Origin of the sequence: Microbacterium sp. RG1 (assembly GCF_005347485.1) — a bacterium.
GTDB classification, from domain to species: Bacteria; Actinomycetota; Actinomycetes; order Actinomycetales; family Microbacteriaceae; genus Microbacterium; species Microbacterium binotii_A.
In genome coordinates this window covers 2,778,279-2,796,411 of the sequence record NZ_CP034121.1, presented here as the reverse complement: position 1 = coordinate 2,796,411, position 18,133 = coordinate 2,778,279, and the positions used below count along the sequence as shown (strand labels likewise).

The 18,133-nt window shown below is 69.7% G+C and carries 15 protein-coding genes; 6 read left to right on the top strand and 9 right to left on the bottom strand.

The window, feature by feature from the left end; all coding sequences use genetic code 11:
• Window positions 1-162: 162 nt before the first annotated feature.
• Window positions 163-1,521 (bottom strand): aminomethyl transferase family protein, encoded by a 1,359-nt coding sequence (locus tag EHF32_RS13645; RefSeq protein WP_137418691.1) that lies wholly within the window; start codon window positions 1,519-1,521, stop codon window positions 163-165.
• 130 nt (window positions 1,522-1,651) lie between these two features.
• On the opposite strand from EHF32_RS13645, the gene EHF32_RS13640 reads away from it, so the two are divergent.
• The gene (locus EHF32_RS13640; RefSeq protein WP_161594121.1) at window positions 1,652-2,587 is read left to right on the top strand and encodes a LysR family transcriptional regulator; all 936 of its coding nucleotides are present in this window, start codon (window positions 1,652-1,654) and stop codon (window positions 2,585-2,587) included.
• Here EHF32_RS13640 and EHF32_RS13635 read toward each other — a convergent pair.
• The 3 genes from EHF32_RS13635 to ligM form a co-directional block, all read right to left on the bottom strand.
• Entirely contained in the window at window positions 2,578-3,126 is a 549-nt protein-coding gene (locus EHF32_RS13635) for a hypothetical protein (protein WP_137418689.1), read from the bottom strand. The genes EHF32_RS13640 and EHF32_RS13635 overlap by 10 nt on opposite strands.
• Window positions 3,123-3,605, bottom strand: a complete 483-nt coding sequence (locus EHF32_RS13630; protein ID WP_137418688.1) for a hypothetical protein — start codon at window positions 3,603-3,605, stop codon at window positions 3,123-3,125. Before EHF32_RS13630 ends, EHF32_RS13635 begins: the two co-directional genes overlap by 4 nt.
• A gap of 152 nt (window positions 3,606-3,757) precedes the next feature.
• Window positions 3,758-5,161, bottom strand: coding sequence for a vanillate/3-O-methylgallate O-demethylase (gene ligM / locus EHF32_RS13625; RefSeq protein ID WP_202876821.1), 1,404 nt, complete (start codon window positions 5,159-5,161; stop codon window positions 3,758-3,760).
• Window positions 5,162-5,371: 210 nt separating this feature from the next.
• Between ligM and EHF32_RS13620 the strand changes: the two genes are divergently transcribed.
• Genes EHF32_RS13620 through EHF32_RS13605 form a run of 4 tightly spaced genes read left to right on the top strand, consistent with a single transcriptional unit; the run spans window position 5,372 to window position 8,927 of the window.
• Window positions 5,372-6,127, top strand: a complete 756-nt coding sequence (locus tag EHF32_RS13620) for a PIG-L deacetylase family protein (protein ID WP_137418686.1) — start codon at window positions 5,372-5,374, stop codon at window positions 6,125-6,127.
• A complete protein-coding gene (locus tag EHF32_RS13615) occupies window positions 6,124-6,831 on the top strand; it encodes a 4-carboxy-4-hydroxy-2-oxoadipate aldolase/oxaloacetate decarboxylase (protein ID WP_137418685.1) in 708 nt (235 codons plus the stop codon). The genes EHF32_RS13620 and EHF32_RS13615 overlap by 4 nt, the downstream gene beginning before the upstream one ends.
• Complete coding sequence (locus tag EHF32_RS13610; protein ID WP_137418684.1) at window positions 6,818-7,891, top strand: PrpF domain-containing protein; 1,074 nt, start codon at window positions 6,818-6,820, stop codon at window positions 7,889-7,891. The genes EHF32_RS13615 and EHF32_RS13610 overlap by 14 nt, the downstream gene beginning before the upstream one ends.
• A 19-nt stretch (window positions 7,892-7,910) precedes the next feature.
• On the top strand, window positions 7,911-8,927 hold the full coding sequence (locus tag EHF32_RS13605) for a VOC family protein (RefSeq protein ID WP_137418683.1): 1,017 nt from the start codon (window positions 7,911-7,913) through the stop codon (window positions 8,925-8,927).
• 6 nt (window positions 8,928-8,933) lie between these two features.
• On the opposite strand, the gene EHF32_RS13600 is transcribed toward EHF32_RS13605, so the two are convergent.
• The 3 genes from EHF32_RS13600 to EHF32_RS13590 all read right to left on the bottom strand — a co-directional run bounded on the left by EHF32_RS13600 (window position 8,934) and on the right by EHF32_RS13590 (window position 13,950).
• The gene (locus tag EHF32_RS13600; RefSeq protein ID WP_137418682.1) at window positions 8,934-10,046 is read right to left on the bottom strand and encodes a 5-methyltetrahydropteroyltriglutamate--homocysteine S-methyltransferase; all 1,113 of its coding nucleotides are present in this window, start codon (window positions 10,044-10,046) and stop codon (window positions 8,934-8,936) included.
• 119 nt (window positions 10,047-10,165) lie between these two features.
• Window positions 10,166-12,964 carry a DUF6351 family protein gene (locus tag EHF32_RS15820; RefSeq protein ID WP_161594120.1) on the bottom strand — a complete coding sequence of 933 codons (2,799 nt, stop codon included), beginning with the start codon at window positions 12,962-12,964 and terminating at the stop codon, window positions 10,166-10,168.
• 113 nt (window positions 12,965-13,077) lie between these two features.
• Entirely contained in the window at window positions 13,078-13,950 is an 873-nt protein-coding gene (locus EHF32_RS13590) for a PaaX family transcriptional regulator (RefSeq protein WP_137418681.1), read from the bottom strand.
• Between the two features lie 130 nt (window positions 13,951-14,080).
• Here EHF32_RS13590 and EHF32_RS13585 point away from each other — a divergent pair, with 130 nt between their 5' ends.
• Complete coding sequence (locus EHF32_RS13585) at window positions 14,081-15,163, top strand: leucine-rich repeat protein (protein WP_137418680.1); 1,083 nt, start codon at window positions 14,081-14,083, stop codon at window positions 15,161-15,163.
• 3 nt (window positions 15,164-15,166) lie between these two features.
• Here EHF32_RS13585 and EHF32_RS13580 read toward each other — a convergent pair whose 3' ends face one another.
• Entirely contained in the window at window positions 15,167-16,087 is a 921-nt protein-coding gene (locus EHF32_RS13580) for a serine hydrolase (protein ID WP_234073930.1), read from the bottom strand.
• Window positions 16,088-16,159: 72 nt separating this feature from the next.
• On the bottom strand, window positions 16,160-18,124 hold the full coding sequence (locus EHF32_RS13575) for a M13 family metallopeptidase (RefSeq protein WP_137418678.1): 1,965 nt from the start codon (window positions 18,122-18,124) through the stop codon (window positions 16,160-16,162).
• Window positions 18,125-18,133: the final 9 nt, after the last annotated feature.

Sequence of the window (18,133 nt, the reverse complement as noted above, 5' to 3'; positions counted from 1 at the left end):
ATCTTGCGTGTCTCGATTGTTCACGCCTATCGGATGATTCACGTGCACGAGTGAGACACGGACGCAGGGGGATGCGGGAAGGCCCGCTCGAGCGGGAGGAGACCAGCGCGGCCGGTGACCACCCTGCCCGAGGGGCCTGCACGGCACACCCGGGCAGGGCCTTCACCCCGCCCGGTAGTTCTCCCGGGCGAAGCGGGAGTACGGCGCGGGGGCGACGGTCGCGCGGATCTCGACCTGCCGGTGGGGCTCGACCGCGGGCTTGGCGGAGTTGGGCTCCTCCCCCCACGTGAGCACCACCTCGGTTCCGGGTTCCGCGTGGGAGGCGGAGATACTCGCGAGCGACACGAAGGCCTGCTCGTTCGTGATGTACCCGCAGTCGTGGGAGATGCCCACCTCCACACCGTCGGCGCGCACGCGATCGACTTGATACAGGCCGTACCGCGCCTTCGGGAAGTCGATGTACTTGGCCGGCAGTCCGTCCTCGACGAGGGAGCGCTGCGCGGCGGCGAGGTCGTCCGGGTTCCACACGAGCGTCACCTTCACTCGCTGCTCGGCCGCGGCGTGCGCTTCGAGCGCCGCACGACCGATGAAGTCGTGATCGAACGCGACGCTGCGGCCGTAGCCGAGGTCGTACGGCGTCAGGTAATAGTCCTCGATGCGGTCGGACACGAAGCTCCCGGCGAGAGAGCCGAGGCGTGCGGCGGGCAGCCACGCGAGGTAGTCCTCCATCTGCTCGCCCGAGAAGATCGCGGGCAGCGGCGAGGGCACCCATGCCGACTCAAGGTTCGCGGACGAGTACGCCTTCGCCCCCACGAGCACCAGGTCGAACTCCTCCCCCGCCGCGATGATCGCCTCGCGGATGCGGGCGCCCTCCGCCCACGGCCCGAACAGCTCGAAGCCGGGCTGACCCGCCATCCCGTGCCGCAGCGAGCGCACCGTGACACCGGCGATCTCGAACGTGGCCATGCCGAAGAACTTCGTGGGCGGCACGGGAGCTCCGGTCAGCTTCTCCATGAGGGCGAGCGCATGCGGGCCCTGCAGCTCGTAGCGGTAGAGCACGGGGTCGACACCGGGCTCGCGCATCAGCGTGTTGGCGTCGCGCTCGAAGGTGACGTCGTAGTCGCCGGTCTCGCCGATGAACTGCACCCAGTCCAGCACCATGTACCAGCCCACGAGATCGAACACCTGCTCCTCGAGGTGGAACAGGATCGCGTCGCCGATGAGATATCCCTCGTGGTTGACCGCGATGAACTGCTTCGCCGCATCCACCGGGAACCGGGCGAACGAGTTCACGCCGGTGTCGCTCAGCAGCCGCAGCGCATCGGGACCGGAGATGAACAGGTCGGTCATGTGGTGCGACTGATCCAGCAGCGCCACGCTCTCACGCCACGACCGCTGCTCGCTGCGCCAGTTGCTGAACTCCGGCGTGACCGGGAAGATCGTCGGCTTGCTCTGCGCGTTGCGCAGCAGGCCGACCGGGTTCCCCACGTGGGCGATGGCGTCGAAAGCGGATGCGGACACGTGAACTCCCTCGTTCGGACGGGCGACCGTGCCCGCATCCACAGGTTAAGAAACCCGACGGCATCGACAGGGTGTATCCCGATTACCGATACTTATGCGAAGGCAACGATGCCTCAGTCGGGAGCAGTCGGTGGATCTCAACCTCATCCGCGTGTTCGTGGCGATCGCCGAGACACGGAGTCTCACGAGCGCCGCGCGTCGCCTCTACGTCACCCAGCCGGCGGTGAGCCAGGCCCTCGGGCGCCTGCGACGCGAGCTGGACGACCCGCTGTTCCGACGGGTCGGCCGCGTGATGGAGCCCACTCCGCTGGCCGACAGCGTCTACCCGGGGTTCCGCGATGCCCTCGCCGCCGTGGACCGTACGCTCGACGGCGTGCACCGGTTCGCGCCCGCCGACTCCGAGCGCACCTTCCGCATCGCACTGTCCGAGCTCGGCGAGATCGGGTGGCTCCCCGCGATCGTCCGCGCGGTGCGCGCTGAGGCGCCCCGGATGCGGATCGAGGTCGTGCCGATGGATGTGTCCACCCTCCCCGACTGGCTGGGCCGCGGCGTCGTCGATCTCGCGGTCACGCCCTCGCACGTGCCGGGCCCCTTCGGGCGGACGGTGCTGAAGTCGCAGGGCTACGGCGTCGCGATGTCGGCCGCGCATCCGCTCGCCGATGAGCCGTTGACGCTCGATGCGTATGCCGCGGCCTCGCACGTCGCAGTCGCCAGCGACTCCGGGGCACCCGCCCTCGAGCGCGCACGCCGCGCGCACGGGATCGAGACCGACGCCCGCATCGCCGTGAACCACCTGGCGTCACTTCCGCCGCTTCTCGCGCGCAGCGGCGATCTCATCGCGACGCTGCCGGACACGATCGCGCTCGGGTGGACGCAGACGTGGCCTCTCGTGGTGCGGTCGCTGCCGTTCGAGATGCCGCCCGTGGAGATCGCGCTCTACCGACGGTCGAGCTCCCAGCATCCTGCCGCGCTGGACTGGCTCTTCGAGACCGTCGCCCGCGCGATCCGCGGCTCCTCCGGTCGGTTCGAGGCCATCCACGGCGAGGCGGCAGAAGCTCACGGATAGCGGATGCTCAGCGCATCCCCGTCGATCGTGTACGGGGCTCTGACATCGAAGGCCACCCGCTCGACGACGGGCTCGGAGGAACCCTCCGGCGTGTAGCTGGCCGTCGCCTCACCGCCCTCGGCGACGACGTAGTCGATATCGAACTCGATCTGCGCGTCGGGGTACTTCTCGATCGACCACGCGACCGGCACGTTGCGCGCGGCGCTACCGGCCGACAACGGGCACCCCTCCGGACGCCAGCTGGTCTGCGTCGCACACGTGTCCAGGAGTGCCTCGATCTGCCTGCCGACCTCTTGCTGCAGGTGCTCGTTCGGCTCCAGCTCCACCGGATCGTCACCGCCGATCCTCGTGGACGCCACCAGGGTGTCCCGATCGGTCTTGTAGAACGTCGACTCCACGGCCTCGATCGGGTAGACGGCCGGATAGAGCGCAAGCCCGAGGATGTTCTCGCCTGTCACCGTCGGAAGTTCCACCCCGCTCACCCGATATCGGGGAGCCCAGGCGGTGAGGGGAAGCACGTCGGTGACCGGGGCGGTCACCAGCCACCGCCCAGGACCCGGCCACGCGCCGTCCTCGTGGTCGAGCGTGAGGGTGGTGCCGTACCTCTCGCCGTCCAACATGTAGCTGACGTCGAAGGCGGCGTAGGAGCCGCCCGGCCCCCCGTCTCGACGATCTCGATGTCAGTGATGCGCTCGACGGCGGCACCGAGCACCTCGTCGGTCAGCAGCAGCGGGTCTGCGAGGTTCGCGACTTCTTCCGGCTGAGGCGCCTCCATCGCCATCGCCGCCGACGCCTCCCCCGCGGCGATGTGGGCGAGGTACCGCTCGGCGGTCTCCCGCGCCGACGGGCCTTGGCCGACCGTGAACAGGATCGCCGACACGGCTGCTACGACCGCCACGACGGCGACGATGATCCCCACCACGGTCCAGAGCAGGGCTCTCGATGGCCCGGACTCGGGTCGCGGAGCGGCCGATCCTGACGTGGGCGCCGGCGGATGCGGCACGGGCTGATCCGTCATGATTCCCCCTCGGATGCGTGACGCCCCCACCCTAGGCGGGACGTCACGCATCCATCAGGATCCGTCCGGAGGTTGCCGCGAGCAGCCCCCTCACGGTAGAGGCCGACTCACGGAGCGACCCGCGCGACCCCTTCGTCGCGCGGGGCGCTCGCTCAGAGGCTTCCGGTGGTGCGCCACCCGCCCTGGTACTCGGCGCGCGCGGTGACCGCGTAGGGCACGGGGCTGACGACGGCGCGAACCGCGATCTGGTCGTGCGGCTCGACCGTGGTCTTCTTCGACCCGCCGTCGGGCTCGCCCCAGACGACGCGCACCTCGGCACCGACGGGCACGTCGCGATCGACGGTCGCGAGCGAGAGTCCGCGCTTCTCGTTCGCCGTGACGCCGGTGAACAGCGAGAGCCCGACGTTGTTGCCGTCGGCGTCGATCACCGCGTCATAGTTCGACGAGCCGTAGTTGGCGTTCGGGAGGTCGAAGAACTGGTAGCCGACGCCCTCGCGATCGATGACGCTCGTGAGGATCTTGGCCAGGTCCTCGTCGTTCCAGGCGAGCGTGACCTTCTTGCGCTGGGTCTCCGGGTCGATCTTCTCGAGCGCATCGCGACCGATGAAGTCGTGGTCGAACTTCACGAACGAGCCGTACCCCAGCTCCCACGGGTTCAGGTAGTAGTCCTCGATGTTCTCCGAGACGAACGACCCGGCGAGCGCGTTGATCGCCTCGTAGCTGTTGGCGGGGAGCCACTCGCGGTACGCGCGCTCGGCCTCACCCGTGTAGATCGCCGGCAGCGGCGACGGGATCCATCCTGACTCGAGCGTGTTCGAGGAGTAGGCCCGGGAGCCGCAGGGCTCGATGCCGAACTCGCGGCCCGCCTCGAGCACCGCGTCGCGGATCTTCTGGTGCTGCGCGTACGGGCCCCAGATCTCGAGGCCGGGGGCGCCCGCCATCCCGTGACGGAGGGTGCGCACCTTCTCACCGGCGATCGTCATCTCTCCCATGTGGAAGAAGCGCACCTTCTCGAGCGGTCCGCCGTTGAGCTTCTCAATGATGCTCCAGGCGTTCGGGCCCTGGATCTGGAAGCGGTAGTAGTCGCGGTGGACCGCGGCGCCATAAGGGCGCGAGGGCGAACGGTCGTCGTAGCGGAACTCGACATCGTATCCGCCGGTCTCTGCGTGGAACTGCAGCCAGTTGGCGCCCGGCGCGCGGCCCACGTAGACGTATTCGTTCTCGGCCTCGTGGAAGAGGATGCCGTCGCCGATGACGCCGCCATTGGATGCGGTCGGCACGAACTGCTTCGCGGTGTTCAGCGGGAAGTTCGCGAACGAGTTGATACCGGTGTCGCTCAGCAGCTTGAGCGCATCCGGCCCCGAGACGAAGAAGTTGACCATGTGGTGCGTCTGGTCGTACAGCACGGCCGTCTCGCGCCAGGCCTTCTGCTCCCGGCGCCAATTGGAGAACTCGGCCGGCACGACCGGATAGATATAGGTGCCGAGCTGCGAATCGCGCAGCATCTCGACGGTGTTCCCTCGCTCGTCCAGCAGTTCCTGCAGCGTCCGCGCCATGATTGCCTCGACTTCCTCGTCTGTGGGCCTGCCGCGATGATAGGCGGCTTTTACCTCTGCCCATAGTGGTTTCGCTGTCCCAGATTGTCAACAAAATCTTGACCATTTCGCAGCCCGTGTGATTCGCTGAGCCCACGAATCGGCACCGGCGTCGACTCCGGACGCCTGCCGCCACGCGTCGGCTCGATGCCGCCGAACCAAGGAGCGGATATGCCTGCAGTCACCCCGGCGCTACTCGTGGTCAGCGCCCACGCGGGCGACTTCGTCTGGCGGGCCGGAGGCGCGATCGCCGCCGCCACCATGCGCGGCGAGCGCGCCACGGTCGTCTGCCTGAGCTACGGCGAGCGCGGCGAGTCCGCGAGTCAATGGCTGGCGGGGAAGTCGCTGGCGGAGATCAAGGAGATCCGCCGGTCAGAGGCGGAGGCGGCTGCATCCGCGCTCGGTGCCGACATCGAGTTCCTCGATCTGGGCGACTATCCGCTGCGCGAATCCCCCGAGGCCGTCGCGCGGCTGGTCGATGTCTACCGCCGGGTGCAGCCGACCGTCGTGCTGACGCATCCGCTGCACGACCCCTACAACGGCGACCACCCCGCCGCCGCGCACATGGCCCTCGAGGCGCGGGTGCTGGCCCAGGCGATCGGTGTCGCGAACTCGGACGGCTCGTTCCCGACGAAGGAGACCATCATCGGCGCCCCGCCGGTGTTCTTCTTCGAGCCCCACCAGCCCGAGCAGTGCGGCTTCGTCCCGGACGTGCTGCTCGACATCACCGCGGCGTTCGACAAGAAGCGCGCCGCGATGGAGTGCCTTCCCGCGCAGAAGCACATGTGGTCCTACTACAGCGATCTGGCCGTGCGCCGCGGTGTGCAGGTCAAGCGCAACGCGGGCCCGAACCTGGGTCTCGCCCACGACACGATGGGTGAGGCGTACATGCGCTACTTCCCGCAGGTCACGGGAGTTCTCGAGTGAGCCCGCATGTCGTCGTCACCGACATCGCGCGCGAAGAGGCCGACCTCGTCGATGCGTTCGCCGCGCTGGGCTCGGCCACCGTCCACGAAGCGCTCGGCCGCACCGGGTACGCCGGAAGCGCGATCCGCCCCATCCAGCAGGGATCGGCGATCGCCGGCAGCGCCGTCACGGTGCTCACCGCCCCCGGCGACAACCTCATGGTGCATGTCGCCATCGAGCAGGCTCGCGCCGGCGACGTGATCGTCGTGGTCGCCACCGGACCGTCCCCGTTCGGGCACATCGGCGAGCTCATGGCCACGCAGATGCAGGTCAAGGGCGTACGCGGGTACGTCACCTCCGCCGGGGTGCGCGACACCGCCGAACTGCGCGCGATGGGGTTCCCCGCCTGGAGCCGGTTCATCTCGGCGCAGGGATGCCTGCGTGACAGCCCGGGCTCGGTCAACGTCCCGGTCGTCCTGGACGGCGTCGTGGTCGAGCCCGGCGACATCGTGGTCGCCGACGACGACGGCGTGACCGTCGTTCCGCGCATGCGGGCGGCCGCCGTTCTCGATGCGGCGCGCTCGCGCGCGGCGCGCGAGGCGACCAACCGCGCGAAGTACGAGGCCGGGGCCAGCTCCATGGACATCAACGGCCTGCGACCGGTCATCGCCGAGCTCGGCATCGCCTACATGCCTCAGGCGGAGCGCCGCGATGCCGACTCCTGATCCGGTACGCGACGGCATCCGCTGCCTGCTCATGCGCGGCGGCACCTCCAAGGGCGCCTTCTTCCTCTCGACGGACCTCCCCGCCGATCCGTCCGAGCGCGATGACCTGCTGCTGCGGATCATGGGCAGCCCCGATCCGGCACAGATCGACGGACTGGGCGGTGCGCACCCCCTGACCTCCAAGGTGGCCGTCGTGGAGCGCTCGAGCGCTCCCGGATGCGACATCGACTACCTCTTCCTCCAGGTGGGCGTGGACGAGCCTGTCGTCGCCGATGCGCAGACGTGCGGCAACCTGCTGGCTGCGGTCGGCCCGTTCGCGATCGAGCGCGGGCTCGTCGCGGCGGATGCGGGCGAGAGCGTCCTTCGCATCCGCCTGCTCAACACGGGCGATATCGCCGAAGCCCGATTCTCGACCCCTGACGGGCGGGTCGAGTACGACGGCGACGAGGCGATCGCGGGCGTGCCCGGTACGGCCGCCCGGATCGCGCTGACCACCCGCGGACAGAAGCCGCTGCTTCCCACCGGATCGGTGACCGACGAGATCGTGGGCCACCGCATCACCCTGGTCGACAACGGGATGCCGGTCGTGCTCATGGATGCCGCCGAGTTCGACGTCGCCGGAGACGAGAGCCCGGAAGAGCTGGAGTCCCGCACCGAGCTCCGCGAGCGGATCGAGACGATCCGCCGGGCCGCAGGCCCGCTCTTCGGACTGGGCGACGTCTCGGCGCAGACCGTGCCCAAGATGTTCCTGCTGTCGCCCCCGCGCCACGGCGGAGCGGTGGGCACTCGGGCCTTCATCCCCGCGCGCGTGCATCCCACGATCGGGGTGCTGATGGCCGCATCCGTCGCCGCCGGCATCCGCATCCCCGGCGCCGTCGGCTCCGCCTTCGCCGTGCTCGGCGACGGCGAGCAGACGCTGCTCGAACACCCCGGCGGCACCTTCGCCGCCACCGTCGCCGTCACCGGCGACGCCGCTTCCGGCTGGCGCGCGAGTTCGTCGTCGGTCCGCACCGCACGAAAGATCTTCGACGGGCTCGTCTTCCCGAGACCCCGCCGCTGACCGTCAGAGAGGACACACCATGGCAACGCGCGACAACTTCGACCTCGCACACCTGGGCGGCGTCGAGCTGTTCACCCCGGTCTTCGAGGAGAGCCTGCACTTCTTCCGCGACCTGCTCGCGATGCGGGAGGTCGCCCGCATCGGCGACTCCGCTTACCTGCGCTGCTGGGACGAGTACCAGCTGTACACGCTCAAGCTCACCGCTTCCGACACGAACGGGGTGGGTCGAACCCTCTTCCGCGTCACGAGTCCCGAGGCCCTGGAGCGTCGCGTCGCGGCCATCGAAGCGGCCGGTCTCGGCCACGGCTGGCGCGAGCCCGAGGTCGGCGTCGGCCGCTCGTACGAGTTCGAGGATCCGGACGGCCACCTCATGGGCATCTACTACGAGACCGAGCACTACGTGCCCGACGACGAGGATCGCCCGGCGCTGAAGAACCAGGCGTCCGCGTTCCCCGGACGCGGCGTGAACGCCCGCCGCATGGACCACATCAACTACTTGGCCAGCGACGTGACGAAGGCGGGCGAGTTCTGGCGCGACGTCATGGGCGCCCGCGAGTCCGAGCGGGTGCGGTTGGACGGCGGCGGGTACGCGGCCTGGTGGTTCCGGTTCCAGCAGAAGTCGTACGACGTGGTCTACAGCGAGGACTGGACCGGCGAGCACGGTCGGTTCCACCATTTCGCGCTCGCCCCCGACACCCGCGAGGACATCCTCAAGGCCGCCGACATCTTCCTCGAGAACGGCGTGCACATCGAGTTCGGGCCGTACAAGCACGCCATCAACCAGACATTCTTCATCTACGTCTGGGAGCCGGGCGGAAACCGCATCGAGCTCGCCAACGCCGGCGCGCGCCTCATCCTCGATCCGGACTGGCCGGTCGTGGAGTGGTCGCAGGCCGAGCGGGCCAAGGGCCAGGCCTGGGGGGCGAAGACGGTGCCGACCTTCCACACGCACGGCACGCCGTTCCTGGCGAACCAGGCCGAGATCGACGAGGCGGCGATGAAGGGCGAACCGATCCCCGCGCCGCAGAAGCGCTGAGCGGGCTCAGCCCCAGACGGATGCGGCGATGTCGACGACGGCACGCACCTTCGCCCACTGCTGATCCTCGGTGAGCTCGTTGCCCTCCTCCGTGGAGGCGAACCCGCACTGCGGGCTCAGAGCGAGCTGATCGAGCGGGGCGAAGGCTGCGGCCTCGTCGATGCGGCGACGGATGCCGTCGGCACTCTCGAGCTCTCCGGTCTTGGTGGTCACCAGGCCCAGCACGACGCGCTTGTCACCCTCGGGCAGGAACCGCAGCGGCTCGAACCCGCCCGCGCGCTCCGAGTCGTACTCGAGGAAGTACCCGTCGTACGCGGTGTTGCCGAGCAGCTGCTCGGCGACCGGCTCGTACCCGCCGGACGAGATCCAGGTGGAGCGGAAGTTGCCGCGACAGACGTGGGTGGTGACGGTGAGGTCGGCGGGCTTGTCGTCCAGGATGCGGTTGAGCAGGTCGGCGTAGCGCTCGGCGATGCCGTCGGTGTCGATCCCGCGCGCGCGGGCCTTCTCGAGCTCCGCCTCCGAGCACAGGTAGGCCCACGCGGTGTCGTCGAACTGCAGGTACCGCGCGCCCGCCGCATAGAACGCGTCCAGCGCGTCGCGATAGGCGGCGACGAGATCGTCGACGATCGCCTCGCGTCCGTCGTAGACGGCGCCATCGATGTGGCCCGGCTCGAGCCGGAAGTCGAGCACGGTCGGCGCGGGAATCGTGAACTTCGGCAGCAGACCGGTGCCCTCGGCGATCGCAGCCAGCGAGCGGTAATGAGCGAGGAAAGGGTGCGACTCGTCGAACCTGATGGGTCCCGTGATCTCGATGCCTCGCGGCTTGGTCTGCACGCCCTGGAACTGGATGCCGTGATCGAGCTCCACGATGTCGACACCGCCGAGCATCCCGAAGAAGTCGAAGTGCCACCACGAGCGACGGAACTCGCCGTCGCTGGCGACCTTCAGGCCCGCGGCGCGCTGACGGTCGACGAGGTCGACGATCTCCGCGTCCTCGACGGCGCTCAGCTCGGCATCCGTCAACTCGCCCGACGCGTGACGTCGACGGGCGGCGGCGAGGCCCGGCGGGCGGAGGAAGCTTCCGACGATGTCGGCACGGAACGGCGCTGAAGTGCTCACGTCGCGATGCTACCGACCCGGCCATGCGTGCGGGCGGAGGACCGGCCTGAGTTAACCCCGGTGACGTCGATCGCGGCGCAGCGGATGCGGGGAGGTGTCGAGCACCTCCCCGCATCCGATCAGGAGCGCGTCTGGCCGCCGCGACGTCGCGCGACCACGACGGCGCCGGCGCCGAGCACCAGGACCCCCGCGCCCAGAGCGAGAAGCTCCCACGGAACCGTCCCGCCGGTGGCGGCCAAGGCGCCCGCGGGAACGATCGTGATGGGCACGCGCAGCGGTTCGAGATCGCCCGAGGCGATCACGAGCGTGTGCGCACCCGCGGGGATGCTCGCCGGGATCGTCGCACGGATCGTGATGCGACCCTCCGCATCCGCGGCGGGAATCCCCGCCAGCACATACGGCTCGCTGCGGATCTCGGCGGCGATGCGCTGACCCGGCGTGAGCCCCGCGACCCGCGCGACGAGGGTGCCGCCCTGCTCGAATCGACCATCACCCACGTCGACCGTCGCCCACACCGACGCGCTCGGCGACGGCGACGGCGACGGCGGGGTCGAGGGAGACGGCGCCGCGGCCACCGGGGCGGTCGCGGCGGAGACACGGGATGCAGGCTGGTAGCCCTCGGCGACCACCGACACACGCACCGTGAGCGCCGCGCCCTCGAGCTCCGCCTCGGGCGTGAACGAGGCCGACACGGCGCCCTCGATCGCGACGCCGTCGGCGAACCACTGGTAGTCGAGCGTCGCGCCCGGCGTCGAGGTCTCCGCCGACACCGAGAGCTCGGCGCCCACGCGGGCCTCTCCCGCGATCACGGGCGGCTCGAGGGCCGCATCCGGCTGCGTGTCGAAACTCTGCCAGACGCCGGCGTAGTCCACCCGGCCCTGGCTGGGCTTCGACCAGTCGCAGACACCCGTGGGGAAGGCGGCGGTCAGCCGCTCCCACTGCCCGTCGGACATGACGGGATAGTCCGCGCGCACCGGCTCCGCCAGCTGGCACTTCAGGACGTCGCGGGAGAGGGATTCCCCCGCGACGTAGCGAGGCTCCGAGTGGTAGGGGAACAACTGGTTGCAGGTGCTCTGCGTGTTCTCGTAGTCGAGCTGCTCCGAGACGAATCCGTCATCGGTGTAGCACCCGTCCCCGAGACCGGCCGGACGCGCGGCGACCGTCCGCGCCCGGTCGCCGAAGCCGCCCATCGCGACGATGTTGTCCAGCCACTCCTCCAGCTTGTCGAGACCCGCGGTGTACATCGCGCTCGCATACCCCGCGTCCTTGCTCGTCCAGCTGACGTGGGTGTCCGCGTTGCCGTAGGCGTCGAGCATCCGCTCACGGATGATCGCGGAGCGGTACCGCTCGTGGAAGTCGCCCGTCGGATCGGTGTAGCGACGCATCTCGATCACCGGCGTGTAGGCGAGCCCGCCGGTCATGAGGTTGATGCGGCCCGTGCGGTATGCCTGCTCGATGGCCTCGACGCTCGCCTCGGACCGCGCCGCGGTGCGCGTGCCATCCACATCCATCCCGCCGGCGTTCTCGTTGAGGGTGACGAACTGCTCGGGCGAGATCGCGCCCGACTGGAGAGCGGCCAGACCGTACTGCACCCCCACGTTGTCCGGGAGGACGCGCAGCCCGCGACCCTGGTCGTCGACGCCGTAGACGTTCTGCACCATGTCGGCGATCGTGCACCGCAGTCCGTCGGGGTTGGCCTCCGACCAGCGGTCGCCGACCGGAACGGCGGCGTTGCAGCCGGCGCGCGGGTTGTCGACACCGGTGAACCAGGTGAAGCCGGTGCAGGTGAACAGCTGCGCGTGACCTGTGACGGCGAGCTTCTGCGCGTCGGTCCATCCGGCCCCGGCCGGCGAGCTCCAGAATCCGAGCAGATTGGTGCAGTCGTGTCCGGCGACGGTCGTCGTGCGCTCGTCCGGGTAACCGATGTCTCCCATGACGCCGTCGATGATGCCGGGGTAGTTGTTGGCCAGCAGGAGTTGCTGCATGGTGCCGGCCGAACCGCCCGAACCGATCGTGTAGGTGACGGGCCCCACCTGCTCGATCACGTGTTCCTTGACCATCATCGCGGTCTCCGCGCTCGTGACGTCGTTGCAGTTCTGCGCGAACACGTTGAAGGTCGCCGAGGCGACGATGTAGCCGCGCGAGAGCAGCATGTCGTTTTCGACGCCGCCCGTGCTCGAGCCCTGCCAATAGCCCACGCCGCAGGCGCCGCCGAAGGTGTAGGCGAGCTTTCCGTTCCAGCCGGCCGCACGCGCGGCATACGTGGGCGTGGGGTCGGCGGGCCCGGCGAGCATCGCCGTCTCGTAGACCGCACGGTTGATGGTGCCGCGCTCGAGCCGAACGACATAGGGGACGGTGCGACCCTCGACGGTCGCGGTGGCGACGTCGCCGGGCGTGGAACCGTCGGTGGGATAGTCGGCCCAGGCTCCGCCCGTGGTGCGGTAACGGAAGCTGACGCGCGCCTCTGCGACGTGACAGTTCTCGTCCGTGGGCCCGAGGTTCCACGGCGCCCCGGCTGCGGTGCAGTACATCGGATGCTGGGGACCGGAGAAGACCGGGCCGTAGGCGGGATGGTTCTGGATCTCGAGAGTCTCGGAGTTCGAGGCCGATCGCGCCGTCACCTCGCTCGTCCCCAGGGGCAGATCCTCGACGAGTCCGATGAGACGTCCGTTCACGGCGGTGAAGGAGGCGGTGACGTCACGCCCGTCCGCGGTCACGACCGTGGCCTCGTCCGCGCCGTCCACCGCGATGAGCGCGTCGCCTCCTGTCACGGTGTCCGCGCGACCGGAGAGCACGGTGAGCGAGAGGTCGTCCGCGGCGGCGGCCGATCCGAGCGGAACGGCGAGCGCCGCCACCACTCCGATCGCGGCAGCGGCGGACGCGAGCATCCTCGCGCGAGGTCGTCGATGTCTGAGCATGCAAGATCCTCCGATGTGACGTCATCGTCATGGGGATGCCTCGTTGCGCCCCCTCGGGGATGAGAGTAGAAGTAATTGTTACGAGCGTCAATGAATCTTTACATAAGGCGCACTCAGGAAAGCCGCTGCGGGCGGACCATACGAGCCAGCGCCGGCTCGATGGCCGCGACGTGTTCCCGCATCCGTTCCTCCGCCGCAGGTCCGAGCGCGTCGTACACGGCGACGAAGGCCTCGCGTGCGCGTTCGCGCGGCCACGCCGCGGGCATGAGGCGCATCGGATGACCGGGTTCCGCATGACGGAACGATTGCCAGGCCAGCATGAGCGAGGTACGCCGCTCGAGTGCCGCCGCGGGCGCGAGCTCCCGCCCGCCGTCGCCGACCCGCGTGAGGAACTCGGCGTAGTCCCCCTCCACCTCGGACAGGTCCCACGCGCGCGTCGGACTGTCGCCCGGCGCTGTGGCCAGCACGCCCCGGAAGGTGGAGACCTGCCCGACCCCGAGCCGGCCCAGGGCGTCCACCGCAGCGTCGACGGAATCGAAGGGCGAGATCCACACGCCGTCGTAAAGGGGGGCGTACCCCAGCCAGCGCAGCCGGGTGCGGGCGGCATGACGCAGAGGGCGCTCCTTCTCGGGGATCGAGAAGAGCACGGCGCTCCACAGACCGTCCCACGCCGGATCCTCCCGGCCGAAACGCTGGAGCCACTGAGCTTCGTCGGCCAGCACCGACGCGCCGCGATCGGTGAGGGCGTGACTCGTGCGCCTCCCCGACTTGCTCAGGATGAGAAGGTCACGGTCGGTCAGCCGCGTCAAGCTCGCCCGCGTCGCGGGCGCCTTCACTCCGAGATCCGCCATCGCGGCCAGCAACGCACCGGTCGGCATCGGCGCGTCCACCCCCCACCAGTAGTCCCCGAAGAGGGTGAGGATCTGATGCGCCGGCGACCGCTTGCGTCCGATGCTCACGGTCGGCGCCTGTCGGGTGTCGCTCACCGCCCCATTCTCGCAGCGCGCATCCCGCGATTCGCGTGGTCACGAGGCGGCGGTCGCCGTCGAGGCCGCCGGAAGTGAGGGCGAGTCAGCGATCGTCGTCCTCAGGCCTCCGCGCCGATAGCGTCCGGCCATGCCCGACACACGACGCCCCGCTTCCCGGCGCCTCCAGCGCGCACTCCAGGGAGTGGGTGCCGGCGCCCTCGCCGCCGCACTGCTGCTCTCCGCGGCGCCCTCCGCATCCGCCGCCGACACCGAGGTCGACGGCTTGACCTATGCGCTGGGAGCCGACACCGCCACGGTCACCGGGCAGCCGAGCCCCACCTCCGCCGTCGTCATCCCGCGGCAGATCACGGTCGACGCCGTCACCTACACGGTCACCGCCGTGGGGGACAGCGCGTTCGACCGCACCGGCGGTACGGCACTGACCTCGCTGAGCCTGCCCGATTCCCTCACGGACATCGGGTTCGCGGCCTTCCAGAGCAACGCCCTCACCTCGCTGACGCTCCCCGCCTCCGTGCGCACCGTCGGCGATCAGGCGTTCGCGCTCAACCCGATCGGCAGCGTCACGCTCAACGAGGGACTCACCAGCATCGGCAGCTTCGCGTTCTCGCAGAACCAGCTCGAGCGGGTGACGCTGCCCTCCACCGTCACGAGCCTGGGCTTCGCACCCTTCGGCGACAATCCGCTCGCGGTCCTCGAGCTGCTCGGTCCGCCGCCCACCACCTTCGGCACGATCGCGGTCACGCCGCCGGCCACTGCCCTGTACCCGTGGCGATTCGGCGAGGCCCGCTTCACGGGGGGCTACACCGAGCCGACGTGGAACGACCTGCCCACCACCGCGGTGGCCACCGTCGACTTCGACACCGCCGGCGGTGACGCCATCGGCGCCCAATCGGTCGTGCTGGATGCGGGAGCCACCGTGACGCGTCCCGCCGATCCCGTCCGCGACGGCTTCACCTTCAGCGGATGGCGCGCCGCGGGCGCCGCGTACGACTTCGCGACGCCTCTCACGGGTGATCTGACCCTCACCGCAGAGTGGACCCTCGCTCCGCTGCCGGGCAGCCCCACGCCGACGCCCGTGTCCACGCCGGGGGTCACCGAACTCGCCCACAGCGGCGTCGACCCGCTTCCCTTCGCGTTCGGAGGCCTCGGGTTGCTGGGCGTGGGAATCCTCGCGACCTTCGTCGCACGTCGGGCACGCCTGCGCGCGTGAGGGTCAGTACACGTACTCCATGAGCTCCACGCCGAGCACACGGAAGGCGTCGTGCACCCGCAGCCGGTGCGCGATGGAGAGGTCGTCGAAGCACACGAACAGCGCGTAGGCCACGCCGGCACGGGGTCCGGCGAGCACACCCGCCTCGGTGCGGATGCCGGATGCCCGCCCGGTCTTGTTGACGAACAGCAGTCCGTGCTCGTCGTTGTCGTGCGCGAACGGATCGAGCCCGGTGGCGGCGGCCACGAGCGAAAGGTCATGGCCGTGGCTCAGCCACTCGGCGACCTGCGCGCTGACCCCGGCGCTGACCGCCGTGCTGTTCACGAGCTCGGCGAAGAGGTGGGCGTACTCGCGGGCCGCACCCAGCGCCACGTGCGGCGCATCGTCGGGGCCGCGCGTATCGCGGAAGCTGTCCATGAGCGCGGATCGGGTGAGCCCGAGCTGCTCGACGCGAGCGCGCACCGCGGGAAGCCCCACCCGCGACATCAGCGCGTTCGCGGCGAGGGCATCGCCCGACGACGCCGCGAGCAGCGCCACATCGATGAGCGGCAGCGCGGGCGCCTTCAGGTGCTGCCAGACACCCGATACGGCAACGGGTTCGATGCCCGCCCGGTCGATGATCTCCAGCGGGTTCAGCGTGCCCGCCTCGAACTGCGCGGCGGTCTCCACGAGGAGGGGCACCACCCCGAGCCCCGCGATCGGAAGGCTGCGGAAGTCGTCGCCGGCGAGCACCGCCGAACCGAGGTCGAGGTCGTCGATGCGCACCGAGACCTGCGCCCCCGATGCGGCGAGCGCGTCCAGAGCCTTCAGGGTCGAGGTGAACGAACGCCGTCCCGCGGCGGCGCGACGCGGAAGGCGCTTCGCTCCCCGCCGCGAGGGCGGCGCCGATTCCGTTCCGCGAGAGGCCTCGGGGGAGCTGGGCACGGCGCAGGTCCTTCCTACCGGTTCGGGCATCGGGGATGCGGGCGAGACTACGCCCGGCGGGTCACGGCTCAGTTACCAGATGGTGACGCGCTGGTCGGCGTCGAGCCACAGCGCGTCGCCCTCGGTGACATCGAACGCCTCGTAGAACGCATCGATGTTGCGCACGATCTGGTTGCAGCGGAACTCGTTCGGCGAATGCGGATCGATCGTCAGCAGACGGACCGCCTCCGCGTCACGGCTCTTCTGCTGCCAGATCTGCGCCCAGCTGAGCAGGAGTCGCTGGATGCCGGTCATCCCGTCGATGACCGGATCCTCCGCGTCCCCCAGCGACAGCCGGTACGCACGGATCGCGATGCCGAGACCGCCGAGATCGCCGATGTTCTCACCGATCGTGAGCGCTCCGTTGACGTGGTTCTCCTCCGGCAGCCCCTGCGGAACGAGAGCGTCGTACTGGGCGATGAGGTTCTTCGTGCGCTGCTCGAAGGCCTCGCGGTCCGCATCCGTCCACCAGTCGCGCAGCGACCCGTCGCCGTCGAAGCGGCTTCCCTGGTCGTCGAACCCGTGCCCGATCTCGTGACCGATGACCGCGCCGATGCCGCCGTAGTTCGCGGCCGCATCCCGGGTCTCGTCGAAGAACGGATACTGCAGGATCGCAGCAGGGAACACGATCTCGTTCATGAGCGGGTTGTAGTAGGCGTTGACCGTCTGCGGCGTCATGTACCACTCGTCGCGGTCGATCGGCTGACCGACCTTGCCCAGCTGGCGATCGTGCTCGTGCACGTGCGCCCGGCGGACGTTGCCGACGAGGTCGGCGGGGTCGAGCTCGAGACCCGAGTAGTCCTTCCACTTCACCGGGTAGCCGATCTTCGGCGTGAAGGCGTCGAGTTTGGCGAGCGCCCGCTCGCGGGTCTCGGGGCTCATCCACTCCAGCTGTGAGATCGACCGTCGGTACGCCTCGATGAGGTTGGCGACCAGCTCGTCCATCGCGGTCTTGGCCGCCGGGGGGAAGTGCCGCTCGACGTAGACCTTGCCGACGACCTCGCCCAGCGCCGCCTCGACCAGGCCGACGGCGCGCTTCCAGCGCTCGCGGTTGACCGGGACGCCGGTGAGCTGGGTGCCGTAGAACGAGAAGTTCTCGTCGACGAAGGACTCGGGCAGGAACGCGGCGGCGGCGTGCACGATCTTGAAGCGCAGCCACGCCTTCCAGTCGTCGAGGCGCTGCTCGGTGAGCACCGTCCCGAGCGCCTCGATGAAGCTCGGCTGCGAGACGACGATCTCGGCGAACGCATCCGGATGGTGCGGGGCGACGCCCTCGAGCCAAGGCGCGAGGTCCACGCCGGCCAGCGCGACGACCTCGTCCCACGTCTTGAGGTTGTAGGTCGCCACGGCGTCGCGGCTGCGGACGTTGTCCCAGTGGTGCGACGCCAGCTCGGTCTCCAGCGCCACCACGCGTTCCGCGGCGTCCGCCGCATCCGCGACGTCGGCGAGCGTCAGGATGCGCTCGATGTGCTGGCGCAGGGCCTGACGGGTCTCCTCGAAGGAGTCGAGGCGGTAGTAGCTCTCGTCCGGCATCGACAGACCGCCCTGGATGAAGAAGGGCAGGTAGCGCTGCGGGTTGCCGGGATCGGGCTCGACGTACAGCTCGACGATGCCGCCGACGCCGTCGCGCTCCAGCTCCCCCACGAGCCGGAGGAGCGAGGCGACATCGCCGACCGCATCCACACGCGCCAGCTGATCGGCGAGCGGCTCGGTGCCGCGCTCGGCGATGCGCTCGGTGTCCATGAAGCTCGTGTACAGGTCGCCGATCTTGCGCGCCTCGGTTCCCGGCTCCGCATCCTGCGACTCGAGGATGATGGCACGGACGTCCTTCTCCGCCTGCTCGGCGAGAAGGTGGAACGAGCCCCAGCGCGCCTTGTCCTCGGGGATCTCGGTCCGGGCGATCCATTCGCCGTTGACGTAGCGGAACAGGTCGTCCTGCGGGCGGATCTCGTTGCTCAGCTCGTCGAGCGCGAGACCGGAACGGGGGGAGTCGGTCATGCGCACAGG

Bases quoted from the DNA above. Each gene is read 5' to 3' on its own strand.
- EHF32_RS13575 (WP_137418678.1), bottom strand. From the start codon at position 18,124: ATGACCGACTCCCCCCGTTCCGGTCTCGCGCTCGACGAGCTGAGCAAC.
- EHF32_RS13610 (WP_137418684.1), top strand. From the start codon at position 6,818: ATGCCGACTCCTGATCCGGTACGCGACGGCATCCGCTGCCTGCTCATG.
- EHF32_RS15820 (WP_161594120.1), bottom strand. From the start codon at position 12,964: ATGCTCAGACATCGACGACCTCGCGCGAGGATGCTCGCGTCCGCCGCT.
- ligM (WP_202876821.1), bottom strand. From the start codon at position 5,161: ATGGCGCGGACGCTGCAGGAACTGCTGGACGAGCGAGGGAACACCGTC.
- EHF32_RS13605 (WP_137418683.1), top strand. From the start codon at position 7,911: ATGGCAACGCGCGACAACTTCGACCTCGCACACCTGGGCGGCGTCGAG.
- EHF32_RS13620 (WP_137418686.1), top strand. From the start codon at position 5,372: ATGCCTGCAGTCACCCCGGCGCTACTCGTGGTCAGCGCCCACGCGGGC.
- EHF32_RS13630 (WP_137418688.1), bottom strand. From the start codon at position 3,605: ATGACGGATCAGCCCGTGCCGCATCCGCCGGCGCCCACGTCAGGATCG.
- EHF32_RS13585 (WP_137418680.1), top strand. From the start codon at position 14,081: ATGCCCGACACACGACGCCCCGCTTCCCGGCGCCTCCAGCGCGCACTC.